This window comes from Niveispirillum fermenti (assembly GCF_052474395.1).
The window spans coordinates 1,874,121-1,887,298 of sequence record NZ_CP156681.1; the positions used below are offsets into that span (position 1 = coordinate 1,874,121).

13 protein-coding genes are annotated in these 13,178 nt (G+C 66.4%); 5 read left to right on the forward strand and 8 right to left on the reverse strand.

Going from position 1 to position 13,178, the window contains the following annotated elements:
- Positions 1-43 precede the first annotated feature (43 nt).
- On the forward strand, positions 44-1,009 hold the full coding sequence (locus ABC728_RS19905; RefSeq protein WP_416620753.1) for a ribonucleotide-diphosphate reductase subunit beta: 966 nt from the start codon (positions 44-46) through the stop codon (positions 1,007-1,009).
- A 272-nt stretch (positions 1,010-1,281) separates the two neighbouring features.
- The gene (locus ABC728_RS19910; protein WP_416620752.1) at positions 1,282-2,751 is read left to right on the forward strand and encodes a sensor domain-containing diguanylate cyclase; all 1,470 of its coding nucleotides are present in this window, start codon (positions 1,282-1,284) and stop codon (positions 2,749-2,751) included.
- A 14-nt stretch (positions 2,752-2,765) separates the two neighbouring features.
- On the opposite strand, the gene ABC728_RS19915 is transcribed toward ABC728_RS19910, so the two are convergent.
- Positions 2,766-3,332, reverse strand: a complete 567-nt coding sequence (locus ABC728_RS19915; protein ID WP_416620751.1) for an RsmD family RNA methyltransferase — start codon at positions 3,330-3,332, stop codon at positions 2,766-2,768.
- The gene (locus tag ABC728_RS19920; RefSeq protein ID WP_416620750.1) at positions 3,313-4,590 is read right to left on the reverse strand and encodes a pseudouridine synthase; all 1,278 of its coding nucleotides are present in this window, start codon (positions 4,588-4,590) and stop codon (positions 3,313-3,315) included. The genes ABC728_RS19915 and ABC728_RS19920 overlap by 20 nt, the downstream gene beginning before the upstream one ends.
- Before the next feature lie 119 nt (positions 4,591-4,709).
- Between ABC728_RS19920 and ABC728_RS19925 the strand changes: the two genes are divergently transcribed.
- Positions 4,710-5,171 carry a nucleoside deaminase gene (locus tag ABC728_RS19925; RefSeq protein WP_416620779.1) on the forward strand — a complete coding sequence of 154 codons (462 nt, stop codon included), beginning with the start codon at positions 4,710-4,712 and terminating at the stop codon, positions 5,169-5,171.
- On the forward strand, positions 5,171-5,533 hold the full coding sequence (locus ABC728_RS19930) for a cupin domain-containing protein (protein WP_416620749.1): 363 nt from the start codon (positions 5,171-5,173) through the stop codon (positions 5,531-5,533). Before ABC728_RS19925 ends, ABC728_RS19930 begins: the two co-directional genes overlap by 1 nt.
- A 245-nt stretch (positions 5,534-5,778) precedes the next feature.
- Here the strand turns inward: ABC728_RS19930 and dxs are convergent, their stop codons facing one another.
- The 5 genes from dxs to ABC728_RS19955 all read right to left on the reverse strand — a co-directional run bounded on the left by dxs (position 5,779) and on the right by ABC728_RS19955 (position 10,342).
- Positions 5,779-7,695 (reverse strand): 1-deoxy-D-xylulose-5-phosphate synthase, encoded by a 1,917-nt coding sequence (dxs, locus tag ABC728_RS19935; protein ID WP_416620748.1) that lies wholly within the window; start codon positions 7,693-7,695, stop codon positions 5,779-5,781.
- Between the two features lie 96 nt (positions 7,696-7,791).
- Positions 7,792-8,691: a polyprenyl synthetase family protein gene (locus ABC728_RS19940; RefSeq protein ID WP_416620747.1), complete on the reverse strand. Its 900-nt coding sequence runs from the start codon at positions 8,689-8,691 to the stop codon at positions 7,792-7,794.
- A 10-nt stretch (positions 8,692-8,701) separates the two neighbouring features.
- Positions 8,702-8,953 (reverse strand): exodeoxyribonuclease VII small subunit, encoded by a 252-nt coding sequence (locus ABC728_RS19945; protein ID WP_416620746.1) that lies wholly within the window; start codon positions 8,951-8,953, stop codon positions 8,702-8,704.
- 79 nt (positions 8,954-9,032) lie between these two features.
- The gene (locus ABC728_RS19950) at positions 9,033-9,962 is read right to left on the reverse strand and encodes a histone deacetylase family protein (protein WP_416620745.1); all 930 of its coding nucleotides are present in this window, start codon (positions 9,960-9,962) and stop codon (positions 9,033-9,035) included.
- Between the two features lie 107 nt (positions 9,963-10,069).
- Positions 10,070-10,342: a sulfurtransferase TusA family protein gene (locus tag ABC728_RS19955; protein ID WP_445376468.1), complete on the reverse strand. Its 273-nt coding sequence runs from the start codon at positions 10,340-10,342 to the stop codon at positions 10,070-10,072.
- Between the two features lie 76 nt (positions 10,343-10,418).
- Here ABC728_RS19955 and ABC728_RS19960 point away from each other — a divergent pair, with 76 nt between their 5' ends.
- Positions 10,419-10,796: an ArsR/SmtB family transcription factor gene (locus ABC728_RS19960; protein WP_416620743.1), complete on the forward strand. Its 378-nt coding sequence runs from the start codon at positions 10,419-10,421 to the stop codon at positions 10,794-10,796.
- Here ABC728_RS19960 and ABC728_RS19965 read toward each other — a convergent pair.
- Positions 10,736-12,976, reverse strand: coding sequence for a GGDEF/EAL domain-containing response regulator (locus ABC728_RS19965; RefSeq protein ID WP_416620742.1), 2,241 nt, complete (start codon positions 12,974-12,976; stop codon positions 10,736-10,738). The two genes, ABC728_RS19960 and ABC728_RS19965, sit on opposite strands and share 61 nt — an antisense overlap.
- Positions 12,977-13,178 lie beyond the last annotated feature (202 nt).

Here is a 13,178-nt window from a genome sequence, read left to right on the forward strand (position 1 = left end):
TGCTAGGTTAGGGCATCCACCCCCTACATCTAGTGTTGGTGCCATGTCCTCCCTGCTGACGCCCAATCCGGTCTACAAGCCCTTCCGCTACCCCTGGGCCTATGAGGCCTGGCTCACCCAGCAGCGCATCCATTGGCTGCCGGAGGAAGTGCCCCTGGCCGATGACGTCAAGGATTGGCGCAACAACCTGTCCGATGCCGAACGGAACCTGCTGACCCAGATTTTCCGCTTCTTCACCCAGGCCGATGTCGAGGTGAACAATTGCTACATGCGGCACTATAGCCGCGTGTTCCAGCCGACCGAGGTCTGCATGATGCTGGCGGCCTTCTCCGCCATGGAGACGGTGCATATCGCGGCCTACAGCCATCTGCTCGACACGATCGGCATGCCCGAGGTCGAATATTCCGCCTTCCTCCACTATAAGGAGATGAAGGACAAATATGATTACATGCAGGAGTTCAACGTCGACAGTAAAAAGGACATTGCCAAGACCCTGGCCGTGTTCGGCGCCTTTACCGAAGGGCTCCAGCTTTTTGCCAGCTTCGCCATCCTGATGAATTTCCCGCGGTTCGGGAAGATGAAGGGCATGGGCCAGATCGTGACCTGGTCGGTGCGTGATGAAAGCCTGCATACGCAGTCGATCATCCAGTTGTTCAAGACCTTCATCAGCGAAAACCCCGAGGTCTGGGACGAGGAATTCCAACGCGAACTCTACAAGGCGTGCGAGACCATCGTGCACCACGAGGATGCCTTCATCGACCTGGCGTTCGAGATGGGGGCGGTGAAGGGCCTGGAAGGCGAGGATGTGAAGAAATATATCCGCTATATCGCCGACCGTCGTCTGGCCCAGCTCGGCCTGCAGCCCATCTACAAGACAGACAAGAATCCGTTGCCGTGGATGGATGCCATCCTGAATGGCGTGGAACATACGAACTTCTTCGAGAACCGGGCCACGGAATATTCGAAGGCCGCCACGAAGGGTTCCTGGGAAGACGCTTTCGCGGATTGAGCATCGGTACGTACCGATGACCGGGGCGGCCTTTTGCGGGGCCGCCCTTTTTTATGGCGATTCTTGATGCGGGCGTTTCAGCGGTTCTAGGCCGGTTGCCGGAAAAGATAACCTATCCTTGCGGATGAGGTGGAAGCCCTTCCCGGTGGATCGATGGCAGTTATCCTGTTGTCATGAAAAACACTTTGGGCATACCGCATAGGCTTAGGTCAGGGACGGTCGGCTGGACGTTTTCCCGGCCCGGATGGCTTCTGCCCGGTCTGGGCATCGCCATGGCCCTGGCCATGTCCTTCATCATCATGGCCCAGATTTATCTGGATCGCGGTAACGCCCGTATCCGGGCCGAAGCCGAGGCGACCAACCTTGGCAGTGCCATCGCCGGTGATATCGACCGCCACCTGAACCTGTTCCAATTCCTTCTGGGAACCCTGCGCGATACGATCACATCGCCGGCCTTCAGCCAGATACCGCCGGAATTGCGGGAACGGTTCCTGTTCGAACATTCCGCCATACCGCACGAAATGGGCGTGCTGTTCGTAACGGATGCAACGGGCACGATCATGATGGGGGCCGGGGATGGGCTGGTGACGGGCGAAAGCCGGAGCTGGCGGCCCTATTTCGATCATCATCGCCGCCGGAATGATCGTGACCTGCTGATTTCCGGTCCCTATCTGGCCCTGTCGACGGGAGAGCCCGTGCTCATGCTGTCGATGCGGGTCAGCGGTCCGGATGGGTCGTTCCAGGGTGTCGTTGCCGCCTCCATGCGTCTGGAATATTTCGACAGTCTGTTCGCCGACATCACCCTGCCGCCCAATGCCAGCGTCACCCTGCTGCTGAATGGTAGCACCGTGCTGGCCCGCAAGCCGGCCCTTCCGGAAGCAGACGCGGTGATCACCCGGCAGGAAACGGTACTGCTGCCGATTGCAGGCGCCGTGCGATCCGGCCGTCCACAAGCCAGCCGTGTCGATGATCATCTGGTGATCACCACGCCTGTGACCCAATGGCCCTTGCGGCTGGAACTGGCCAAGCCGCTGCACGACATCTATCAGGACTGGCGCGCCAACGCGCTGACCGTGGGTTTTACGGCCGCAGCCCTGCTAGTCGGCTTCGTCACCCTGATCATCAAGGCGCACCTGGATGCCCTGCAGCGCAGCCGGGCTAAAGCCGAACTGGCGGAGGCGAACAGCCGGCTGGAACAATTGGCGACGACCGATCCGTTGACGGGTATCGCCAACCGCCGCATGTTCGACGACCTTATGCGCCGCGAGCAGGCCCGGATATCGCGCAAGCCGCACGACACCGTGGTGATGATGATTGATATCGACCTGTTCAAGCCCTTTAACGACACCTACGGTCACGGGGCCGGCGACGCAGCATTGCGTTCTGTGGCACAGGCTATCGCGGCGGCCGTGCCGCGCGGCGGTGACACCGCAGCCCGTCTGGGGGGCGAGGAATTTGGTGTGCTGCTGACCGACACCGACATGGCGGGCGCCATCACCGTGGCCGAGCGGGTGCATGAACTGGTGGCCGCCATCGGCATCCGGCACGGCGGCAGCCCGCACCAGCATGTCACCGTGTCCATCGGTCTGGCAGGGACCTTTGGTCAGCCGGAGGGCACGACCCTGGAGCAGTTGCTTACACTGGCCGACCGCGCTCTCTATGATGCCAAGCGCAACGGGCGCAACCGCATCGAAATACACCGCCCGCCGGTACCCAGCCTGATACTGGGGGCGGCGGTGTGATCGTCCGGGGCGGATCAGCCGCGATGTCGCAGAAAGAAGATGCGGGCCTGGCTGTAGTCGCGGTGATCCAGCGGATCAAAACCCGGCGGAGGCGCAAAGGCATCGGTTGAAGCCACTTCTACGCAGACCAGGGCGCCCGGTGCCAGCCAGCCGGCTGCCGACAGCGCGGACAGGGCCGGCGGTGCCAGTCCCTGGCCATAGGGCGGGTCCAGAAAGGCCAGACCGGCGGCAAAGGGGGCGGCGGGAGGGCGTCCCGCATCGCCCAGCACGAAGCGGCACTCTCCCGTTTCGCCCAGCATTTCCGCATTGCGCCGCGCCATGTCCAGTGATGGCCGCGCCCGGTCCAGAAAGGCGGCGCGGGCGGCCCCCCGCGACAATGCCTCCAGCCCCAGGGCGCCGGTGCCGCAGAAGGCGTCCAGTACATCCGCCCCTTCCAGCGCGTCGCCGCCATCCGCCATCCAGTCACCATGCGACAGGATGTTGAACAGGGATTGTCGTGTGCGGTCGCTGGTGGGGCGCACATCGGGACCCGACGGTGCCTCCAGCCGGCGCCCGCGATGCCTACCGGCGACGATCCGCACGCGGGCCCCCCTTCGATGCCGGCCGGGCCGGCTTGCCGCCGGGCGACGGCTTCACGGGGGTGCTGGCCGTTTTCGCGGGGGCGGGGCGGGCACTGCGCCGGGGGGCGGGCGCATCGTCGGCAATGTCGCCCTTGGCCAGCACGCGGTCCAGCTTGGCCACGGCACGGCGGGCGCTCTCGCTGAGTTGTGCGGCGGGGCCGCGCTTCGCGGGCTTCGGTGCCTCCACCTCGTCCCGTGGTGCAGCGGGCTTGCGGGCGGGGGCCGGCTTGGCGCGTCCGCCCACCAGCCGTTCCACGCTGTCGCGGGCCTTGGCGGCCGACGGCTTGCGGCCGCCCTTGGTCGCGCCGGCGGGCGCGGCCGGGGCCATGGCCTTGGGCAGGCGGTCATAGCGCATGCGCGGGGCGGCGGCGGGCTGGCCGGCGCTCTCCGTTGTTCCCTCTTCCTGCCCTTCGGGGAAGAAGGCGGGGATCTGGTCGCGCAGCACGCGCCGCGGCACCTCCTCCACGGCGCCCCGTTCCAGCTTGCCCAGCTGGAACGGGCCATAGGCGACGCGGATCAGGCGGCTGACGGGCAGGCCCAGCCATTCAAAGACGCGGCGGACCTCGCGGTTCTTGCCTTCACGCAGGCCCACGGTCAGCCAGGAATTATAACCGACGGTGCGGTCGATCACAGTTTCGATAGGGCCATAGGCAAGCCCCTCCACCACCACGCCCTCGGCCAGCTTGCGCATGGTTTCCGGTGTCGGCACACCATGCACGCGGATGCGGTACCGGCGCAGCCAGCCCGTGGCCGGCAGTTCCAGGTGCCGGGCCAGCGCACCGTCATTGGTCAGCAGCAGCAGCCCTTCCGACGACAGATCCAGCCGGCCGACGGAGATCACGCGCGGCATGTGCGCCGGCAGATGGTCGAACACCGTGGCCCGGCCCTTTTCGTCACGCGCGGACGTCACCAGCCCCTCGGGCTTGTGATAGCGCCACAGGCGCGTCGGTTCCGGTTCCCCGACATTCTGGCCGTCCACCTGGATACGATCGCCGTCACGCACCAGGAAGGCGGCGGTGTCCAGCACCCTGCCATTCACGCGCACCCTGCCGTCGGCGATCCAGCGCTCCGCATCGCGCCGGGAACAGACACCGGCGCGGGCAAGCCGCTTGGCGATGCGCTCCCCACCCGGCAGGTTGGTGGCGTCATCCGTTTCGGCATCATCGGTGCCGTCTTCGACAGGCACCTGACGCAGGGGGTCATAGGAATTCTGGGACATGGGGCCGGAGATTACGCGCAAAGCCCCCCGCCCCGCAAGCGGGCCCCGGCTTGACGGGCGCGACCGTCCCATGCAGCCTTGCGCACATCATGACCGATCCCCGTTTCCGCCCGTCGCCCATGGATATCGCCTTTGCCGAAGCCGCGGCCGCGGCCGTTCGCGGCGAGGTGCCGGTGGGTGCCGTCATCATCGACCCGGCCACGGGGCGCGTGCTGGCTGCCGCCGGCAACCGGACGGAGGAACTGTGCGATCCCACGGCCCATGCAGAGGTGCTGGCCATCCGGCAGGCCGCGGCATTGCTGGGCAGTCCGCGCCTGCCGGGGCTGGATCTTTATGTGACGCTGGAGCCCTGTGCCCTGTGCGCGGCATCGATCAGCTTCGCCCGGCTGCGGCGGCTCTATTTCGGGGCCTATGATCCCAAGGGGGGGGCCGTGGATCATGGCCCGCGCTTTTTCCAGCAACCGACCTGCCACCATGCGCCCGACCATTATGGCGGCCTGGGGGAGGGCAGGGCGGCTGCCCTGCTGCGCGATTTCTTCAAGGACCGGCGCCAGGCCGGTCCCCGGACGGAGGTGACGTGATGAATGACCAGCCCTTTCCCGCAATCATCGCCCTGGCCGACCCCGGTCCGGCGCCCGAAACCTACCGCCCCGCGTCGGACCGGTTGCTGGGCGGCGATCCCGTGCAGACCGTCAGCAACCGGTTCAGCAGCACCGATGGCCGCTTCAACTGCGGTATCTGGACGGGCGCCGTCGGCGCCTGGCGCGTCGTCTTCACGGAGAACGAGTTCTGCCATCTGCTGGAAGGGCTGGTCGTGGTGACGGGCGATGACGGTTCCAGCCGCACCTTCAGGGCTGGCGACGCCTTCATCATGCCGGCCGGCTTCACCGGCGTCTGGGATATCAGGGAGCCGGCGCGCAAATATTACGCGGTCTACGAGTAACCGTGGCTCAACCATCCACCAGTTCGATTCGGAGCCGTCATTTGCGAGGGGGAGCGATCCGGGCGTTGTGCTCTTATATACCCAAATGACCAGAGAATCCTCGAAATCTCTTGTTTAAGCCTCTGAAAATCAAGGAAAATGTGAGATCTCTCCTGGGATTCTCTGAGGGCAGCGGTGTACCTTAGGCCCGGTGATCGCAACCGATCACCGGCCTCAACCGCCGCCGCCCACATTCGTGGGCTTGGCTACGCCCCCACGGCCGCCTTCCCCTCCACCCCCAGCGCCTTCAGCGCCGTGGCCACGATGTCGCGGGCGGTCAGGCCGGCTTGCTCGTATTGCTTCGCCGGACTGTCATGATCCTGATAGGTGTCGGGCAGGACCATGGGGCGGACCTTGCAACCCAGATCCAGCAGGCCGCTGGTCGCCAGGTGGTGCAGCACATGGCTGCCGAAGCCGCCGATGCTGCCTTCCTCGATGGTGATCAGCACCTCATGGTCCCGGACCAGCCGTTCCACCAGTTCCATGTCGATGGGCTTGGCGAACCGGGCATCGGCGACGGTGGTGGACAGACCGAGGGCGGCCAGATCTTCTGCCGCCTTCTGCGCCTCCGCCAGACGCGCCCCCAGTGACAGGATGGCGACCTTCGATCCTTCGCGGATGACACGGCCCTTGCCGATGGCCAGGGGCAGGCCCTGTTCGGGCATTTCCACGCCCACGCCTTCGCCGCGCGGATAGCGCACGGCGATGGGGCCGGCATCATGGGCGGCACAGGTTGCCACCATATGCACCAGTTCCGCCTCGTCCGCCGCGGCCATCACCACCATGTTGGGCAGGCAGGCCAGATAGGCCACGTCGAAGGCGCCGGCATGGGTGGCCCCATCGGCCCCGACCAGGCCGGCGCGGTCGATGGCGAAGCGCACGGGCAGGTTCTGCAATGCCACGTCATGGACCAACTGGTCATAGCCGCGCTGCAGGAAGGTGGAATAGATGGCGCAGAAGGGCTTGAACCCCTCGGTGGCCATGCCGGCCGCGAAGGTCACGGCGTGCTGTTCGGCGATGGCCACGTCGAAGCTGCGCTTGGGGAATTTCTGCTCGAACAGGTCCAGCCCGGTGCCCGACGGCATGGCAGCCGTGATGGCGACGATCTTCTCGTCCCTGGCGGCTTCCTTGATCAGGCTTTCGGCGAAGACACGGGTGTAGGACGGGGCATTGGCCTTGGGCTTGGCCTGGGTGCCCGTGATCACATCGAATTTGCCCACGGCGTGCAGCTTGTCGGCCGATGCCTCGGCCGGGGCGTAGCCCTTGCCCTTCTGCGTCACGCAATGGATCAGGACGGGGCCACCTGTCGGATCGTCGCGGACATTTTCCAGGACCGGCAGCAGATGGTCCAGATTATGGCCGTCGATGGGCCCGACATAATAGAAGCCCAGTTCCTCGAACAGCGTGCCGCCGGTCACCATGCCCCTGGCATATTCCTCCGCCCGGCGGGCGGCGTTCAGCAGGGGGCGGGGCAAGTGTTCGGCCACCTGCTTGGAGAAATCCCGGAACCCGCGGTAGGATTTGGAGGAGATCAGCCGCGACAGATAGCCCGACAGCGCGCCCACAGGCGGCGCGATGGACATGTCGTTGTCATTCAGGATGACGACCAGCCGCGATTGCAGGGCACCAGCATTGTTCATGGCTTCATACGCCATGCCGGCCGACAGGGCCCCGTCGCCGATGACGGCCACGACATTGTTGGTCCGCCCGGCCAGATCGCGCGCGGCCGCCATGCCCAGCCCGGCGGAGATGGAGGTGGAGCTGTGCGCCGTGCCGAACGGGTCGTACTCGCTCTCCGACCGCTTGGTGAAGCCGGAAAGGCCGCCGCCCATGCGCAGGGTGCGGATACGGTCGCGCCGCCCCGTCAGGATCTTGTGCGGATAGGCCTGATGGCCCACATCCCAGATCAGCCGGTCGTCCGGCGTGTCGAAGCAGTAATGGATGGCGACGGTCAGCTCCACCACCCCCAGTCCGGCGCCCAGATGGCCACCCGTCACCGACACCGCGTCGATGGTTTCCTGCCGCAACTCATCGGCAAGCTGGCGCAATTGCGTGGGTGCCAGCCGGCGCAGATCGGCGGGGATATTGACCTGGTCCAACAACGGCGTCTTCGACTGGGACATGGTCCCTTCCTCTTTTTCTGTTTCCACCAGCGCCCCTTGAACGCCGGGCACCGCCGGTCTGCGGCCCCCGGGTGTCATCCGCGATGGCGGCTGCCCTTATGCACGCCGCTCGACCACATAATGCGCCACCTGACGCAGCATTTCAGCCCGGTCCCCGAATATCTCCAGGTGCTGGGCCGCCTGACCGGCCAGCCGGCGCGCCTGGTCGCGGGCCCGCTCCACGCCCAGGATGGACACGAATGTGGCTTTTCCTGCGACGTTGTCCCTGCCCACGGGCTTGCCCACCTCTTCCTGGCTGCCTTCGACATCCAGCAGGTCGTCGGCAATCTGGAAGGCCAGGCCCAGATCGTGGGCATAGGCCTGCAGCGCATGGTGCTGCGGCGAGCCGGCCCGGCCCAGAATGGCGCCGGCCACGGCGGAAAAGGCGATCATCTCCCCCGTCTTCAGGCGCTGGAGCCGCGTGATGGCCCCGATATCCAGTGGTGTCGTCTCCGCGATCAGGTCCAGCATCTGTCCGCCGACCATGCCCCTGGGCCCGGCGGCCTTGGCCAGACCGGCCACAAGCCGGCAGCGCACCTGTGCATCCTCATGCGTTTCGGGATTGGCCAGAATCTCGAACGCCTGGGTCAGCAATGCGTCGCCGGCCAGGATCGCCGTCGCCTCATCGAATTCCAGATGCACCGTCTTGCGGCCCCGCCGCAACTCGCTGTCGTCCATGGCCGGCAGATCGTCATGGATCAGGCTGTAGCAATGGATGAACTCCACCGCGGCGGCCGTGCGCAGCGCACAGGCCGGGTTCACCCCGAACATGCGGGCGCTTTCCATCACCAGGAAGGGCCGCAGCCGCTTGCCTCCGCCCAGGCAACCATAGCGCATGGCGTCGAACAGCCGCGCTTCCATGAGGCTGGTGCGGGGCAGCAGCACCTCGATGGCGGCTTCCACCTGTTCGACGGTATCCGCCATGGCGGTGGTCAATGTCTTGGGCAATGACGGCATCAAGGGGACCTCAATCCAGGCGGGCAGGTTCGGCGCTGATGGTGCCATCGGCGGCGATGGTGATGCGGTCCACCTTGGCCTGCGCCTCGCGCAGCTTGGCTTCGCAATGCCGTTTCAGCCAGGTGCCGCGTTCGTAAGACTGGATGGCGTCGTCCAGCTTGGCCTTGCCCTCCTCCAACTGGCGGACGATCCGCTCCAGCTCGGCAAGCGCATCTTCGAAGGAGAGCGCGGCGATATCGGGGGGCAGGGTCTGGTCGGTCATGGCATCGCATTGGCTTTCGGAAGGCCGGACTGTATGTCCCCCGGCCCGCCGGTTCAAGTGCCACGCATGGCCGAAGGCGTCAGGCCACCATCAGGGTCTTTACATGTGCGGCCGTCGCACTGGCCAGCGCGCGCAGGTCGTACCCACCCTCCAGCACGGAAACGATGCGGCCGCGGGCATGGCGGTCCGCCACCTCGATCAGTTTGCCTGTGACCCAGACAAAATCATCGTCTGTCAGGTCCAGCCCCCCGACCGGGTCGCGCATATGGGCATCGAACCCGGCGGAAATCATCAGCAGGTCGGGCCGGAAGGCATCCAGCGCCGGGATCATCTGGGCCTGGATGGCATGGCGGAATTCGGGGCTGCCGGACATGGGCGGCAGGCAGGCATTCACGATATTCCCGAAATCGCCTTTCTCCCGCACGGACCCCGTGCCGGGATAAAGCGGCCATTGGTGGGTGGAGCCATAGAACAGGTCCGCGTCGTGCTGGCAGAAGGTTTGTGTGCCATTGCCGTGATGCACATCGAAATCGACGATGGCCACCCGTTGAACGCGATGGATGGCACGGGCATGGGCCGCCCCGACCGCGATATTATTGAACAGGCAGAAGCCCATCGCCTGGTCAGGCTCGGCATGGTGGCCGGGCGGGCGCACGGCGCAGAACGCATTGCGCGCCTGTCCCCCGCACACGGCATCGACGGCGGCGACCACGGCGCCCGCCGCCCGCAGGGCGGCCGTGCCCGTGCCGGGCGACAGCACGGTGTCGGCATCGATGCTGCCATGGCCTTGGGCCGGAATGGCATCCAGCAGGGCCGTGACATGGGCCGCGGGATGCACGCGCTCCAACTGTTCGCGGGTGGCCAGCGGCGCGTCGCGCCGGTCCAGGAACATGAAGACCTCGTCCTCCAGCGCCGACAGCACGACGCGCAGCCGGTCGGCGCATTCGGGATGGCCATAGCCCGTGTCATGTTCAAGGCAGTCGGAATGCGAGAAAAGCAGCGTGTTCATCCGGCGTCACGTCCCCCTGGTCGGTTCTCCGCCCGCCTGATTAACGCCGGCGGGCACGCCAGGATATCATGGGGGCGGATGCCGGTCGTCGTCATTGCGGCAGATCATCAGGCCGGCGCATGGCCGCCTCGCCGTATGCGAAAACGTGTCGCATCACCGCCGGCCGCCGGCCCCAAGGCATCGGTGCCCAGCAGGATGTGTCCGCCTTCCCGGCAGAAGGTGGCGAAATCCTTCTGTGCCGCCTTGTCTGTGGCGGTCACGTGCAGAATCTGGCCCGGCTGCATGGCGCGCAGCGCCTTGGCCGCACGCAGCACCGGCATGGGGCATTTCAGGCCCGTGCAGTCCAGCGTGAGGTCGGCTTGCATGCCGGTGCTGTCCATCTGACCGTTTCCCTGGCTGGAATTTTATCGTCCCGGCGGGCTTGACGCCCTGCCCCCGCGATACAGTTAAAGCCCTATGAATGCGCCTGTCCTGCCTGTCAAGACCACCGATGCGGCCGCCCTGCTGAAGGCAATGGGCAATGAACGACGCCTGTGCGTGCTGTTGCATCTTGCCGAAGGCGAGAAGGCGGTGGGCGAACTGGAAACCCTTGTCGGCCTGTCACAATCGGCGCTGAGCCAGCATCTGGCCCTGCTGCGGCTGGAGGGTATGGTCCAGACCCGCCGTCAGGCGCAGACCATCTTCTACAGCCTGCGGGGGGAGGCGGTGACCGCCGTCCTGTCCCTCCTGGCGCGTATCTATCCGGTCGATGCCGATCCCATGGCCGACGATGGTCACGCCGCACCGGCGCCGATCAGGCGTCCGGCCGCGGCCGCTGGCATGGGCCGGCCGTAAAGGAAGCCCTGCAGGAAGCCGCAGCCCAGACGCGCCAGCTCATCCGCCTGCTCCTGCGTTTCCACGCCTTCCGCCACGACTTCCAGCGACAATTGCTGGGCCAGGGCCAGCATGGTGCGCAGGATGGTCCGGCTTTCGAACCGGTCGATCATGCTGGACACGAAGGCCCGGTCCACCTTCAGGAAATCGAAGGGCAGGGTCTGGAGGTAGGCCAGGTTGGAATAGCCCGTGCCGAAATCATCCATGCAGAGACGGATGCCCAGCCCGCGCAGGCCCGTCAGGATTTCCGCGGCGTGGCCCGGATCACCGATGATGGTGCTTTCCGTCACTTCCAGCTTCAGCAGCGTCGGATCGACGCCCGTCTCCCGGATCACGCAGCGCACATGGTCCAGAAAGCCGGGCTCGGACAATTGCGCGGCGGAAATGTTGACGCTGACCCAGACCGGGCGGCCGGCGGCCCGCGTCCACGTGGCCGTCTGTTCGGCCGCGGCGCGCATCACCCAGGTGCCGATGGGCACGATCAGGCCCGTTTCCTCCGCTGTGGGGATGAAGGCAGCGGGTATCACCACCCCGCGCGACGGATGATTCCAGCGCACCAGCGCCTCGAACGCCACCACCTCGCGCGTTCCGGCATCGACGATGGGCTGGTAATAAAGCTCGAACTGACCCTGTTTCAGCGCACTGCCCAGTTCCATGGTCAGGCCCAGCCGGCCGCCATCAAGCGGCTCCGCGCCGATCACCACCTCCTGCAGGCGGCCGAAGGCGCGCTTGGATGCCTGCATGCTTTCTTCCGCCCGGGCCAGCAATTCCTCGCCATGCCGGCCCATGCAGTTGCACCAGGCCAGACCGGGCGAGGACATGGGATGCACCTCCCGCCCGGCCAGAACCAAGGGCTCGCTGACGGCGCTGGCGGCAGCGTGCAACTGGTCCCTGGCTTCGGCCAGCCGGGGGGAGCCGGGCAGCAGCAGGGCGAACTGGTCGCCGCCCGTGCGGGCGCAGACCGCGCCGGGGCCGGCGGCGTCCAGGATGCGCCGCGCCGTGGTGGTCAACAGCCGGTCGCCGCTGGCCACGCCCAGTTCCTGGTTGATGTCGCGGAAATGCCGCAGGTCGATGATGCCCACGGCGGCGCTTTCCACCCCGCCATGCTGCAATTCCTCCAGCCGTGCCTCGATCGCCTGGATGAAGCCGACCCGGTTCAGCAGGCCCGTGGCGCGGTCATGCGTGCGGTCCTTCGACAATTGTGCCACTAGCCGGGCATTCTCCAGCGCCACCGCCACCGTGCGCGCGAACAGGGCCATCATGCCGGCCTGGGGCATGCGGCCGGCCGGCAGGTTGGCCAGATGCAGCACGATCGCCGTTTCGTCCGACAGCGCGGCCGCGATCGCGAACCAGTCGTCGCCGCCCACCGGGCCGTCGGCCGTCAGGGCGCGGACGACCTGCTGTCCGCGTTCCGCCGGGACCAGATGCGACAGCAGGCCGGGAGCCAGCGGACCGCCATGCCCGCCCGTGCCGGCCAGCACCAGCGGTTCCCCCGTGGGCACGCCGCCCACCAGCTCGCCGCGGACCAGCAATCCCACCGTTCCCGGCCCGGCCAGGGCGCACAGGTCCTGCACCGCGATGGCGGCCAGGATGTCGGGGTCGCGTTCACCGAACAGGCGGGCCGTGGCGTCCAGGACGCGGGTCAGCCCGGCACGGTTATCCGCCAGTGCGCGGACCTGCTCATAGGCACGCAGGGCCGTGTAGACGGAGGTCCACAGCCGTCGCGCCGTCAACTCGTCCTTGGCGCGGTAATCATTGATGTCGTAGCGCTCCACCACCTCGCGCTCGGGCGCCTGTCCCGGCTGGCCTGTGCGCAGGATGATGCGGACATGGTGGTTGCCCAATTCCTCGCGCACGGCGCGCGCAAGGGTCAGGCCGGCATCATCCTTCTCCATCACCACATCCAGCAGGATCAGGGCGATATCGGGATAGACGGCCAGCATCTGCCGCGCCTCTGCCGCTGAATAGGCGGACAGGAACAGCAGGCGGCGGCCATCGTGCCGCATGTCACGCAGCGCCAGCCGCGTGACATTATGGACGGACGGGTCGTCATCGGCGATCAGGACCAGCCAGGGGGGCAGTTCGGGCGCCGCGGGCTCCCCCGTCGGCTCGGCCGCGAAATCAACCAGATCGTCCACCATTTCGCGACCGCCCCCCAACCTTGTCCATGGCGCCCCACGCCCTGGACGATCTGTTCCCGCTCTGCAACGATCGTCTCTGTTTCTCAAGGCTCCGCAAGGTAGATGAATTTATGGCGCCGCGCCATACGACCGTTCAGGCCACGCCCGCGCATTCCGGCTCCCCGGTTGCACGCCGGTGGCGGTGCTGGCATCGCGGCCCGCT

Excerpts from the sequence above, each read along its gene's own strand:
- ABC728_RS19905 (WP_416620753.1), top strand. The coding sequence starts at position 44 with ATGTCCTCCCTGCTGACGCCCAATCCGGTCTACAAGCCCTTCCGCTAC.
- ABC728_RS19910 (WP_416620752.1), top strand. The coding sequence starts at position 1,282 with ATGGCCCTGGCCATGTCCTTCATCATCATGGCCCAGATTTATCTGGAT.
- ABC728_RS19920 (WP_416620750.1), bottom strand. The coding sequence starts at position 4,590 with ATGTCCCAGAATTCCTATGACCCCCTGCGTCAGGTGCCTGTCGAAGAC.
- ABC728_RS19925 (WP_416620779.1), top strand. The coding sequence starts at position 4,710 with ATGGATATCGCCTTTGCCGAAGCCGCGGCCGCGGCCGTTCGCGGCGAG.
- ABC728_RS19930 (WP_416620749.1), top strand. The coding sequence starts at position 5,171 with ATGAATGACCAGCCCTTTCCCGCAATCATCGCCCTGGCCGACCCCGGT.
- dxs (WP_416620748.1), bottom strand. The coding sequence starts at position 7,695 with ATGTCCCAGTCGAAGACGCCGTTGTTGGACCAGGTCAATATCCCCGCC.
- ABC728_RS19940 (WP_416620747.1), bottom strand. The coding sequence starts at position 8,691 with ATGCCGTCATTGCCCAAGACATTGACCACCGCCATGGCGGATACCGTC.
- ABC728_RS19945 (WP_416620746.1), bottom strand. The coding sequence starts at position 8,953 with ATGACCGACCAGACCCTGCCCCCCGATATCGCCGCGCTCTCCTTCGAA.
- ABC728_RS19950 (WP_416620745.1), bottom strand. The coding sequence starts at position 9,962 with ATGAACACGCTGCTTTTCTCGCATTCCGACTGCCTTGAACATGACACG.
- ABC728_RS19955 (WP_445376468.1), bottom strand. The coding sequence starts at position 10,342 with ATGGACAGCACCGGCATGCAAGCCGACCTCACGCTGGACTGCACGGGC.
- ABC728_RS19960 (WP_416620743.1), top strand. The coding sequence starts at position 10,419 with ATGAATGCGCCTGTCCTGCCTGTCAAGACCACCGATGCGGCCGCCCTG.
- ABC728_RS19965 (WP_416620742.1), bottom strand. The coding sequence starts at position 12,976 with ATGGTGGACGATCTGGTTGATTTCGCGGCCGAGCCGACGGGGGAGCCC.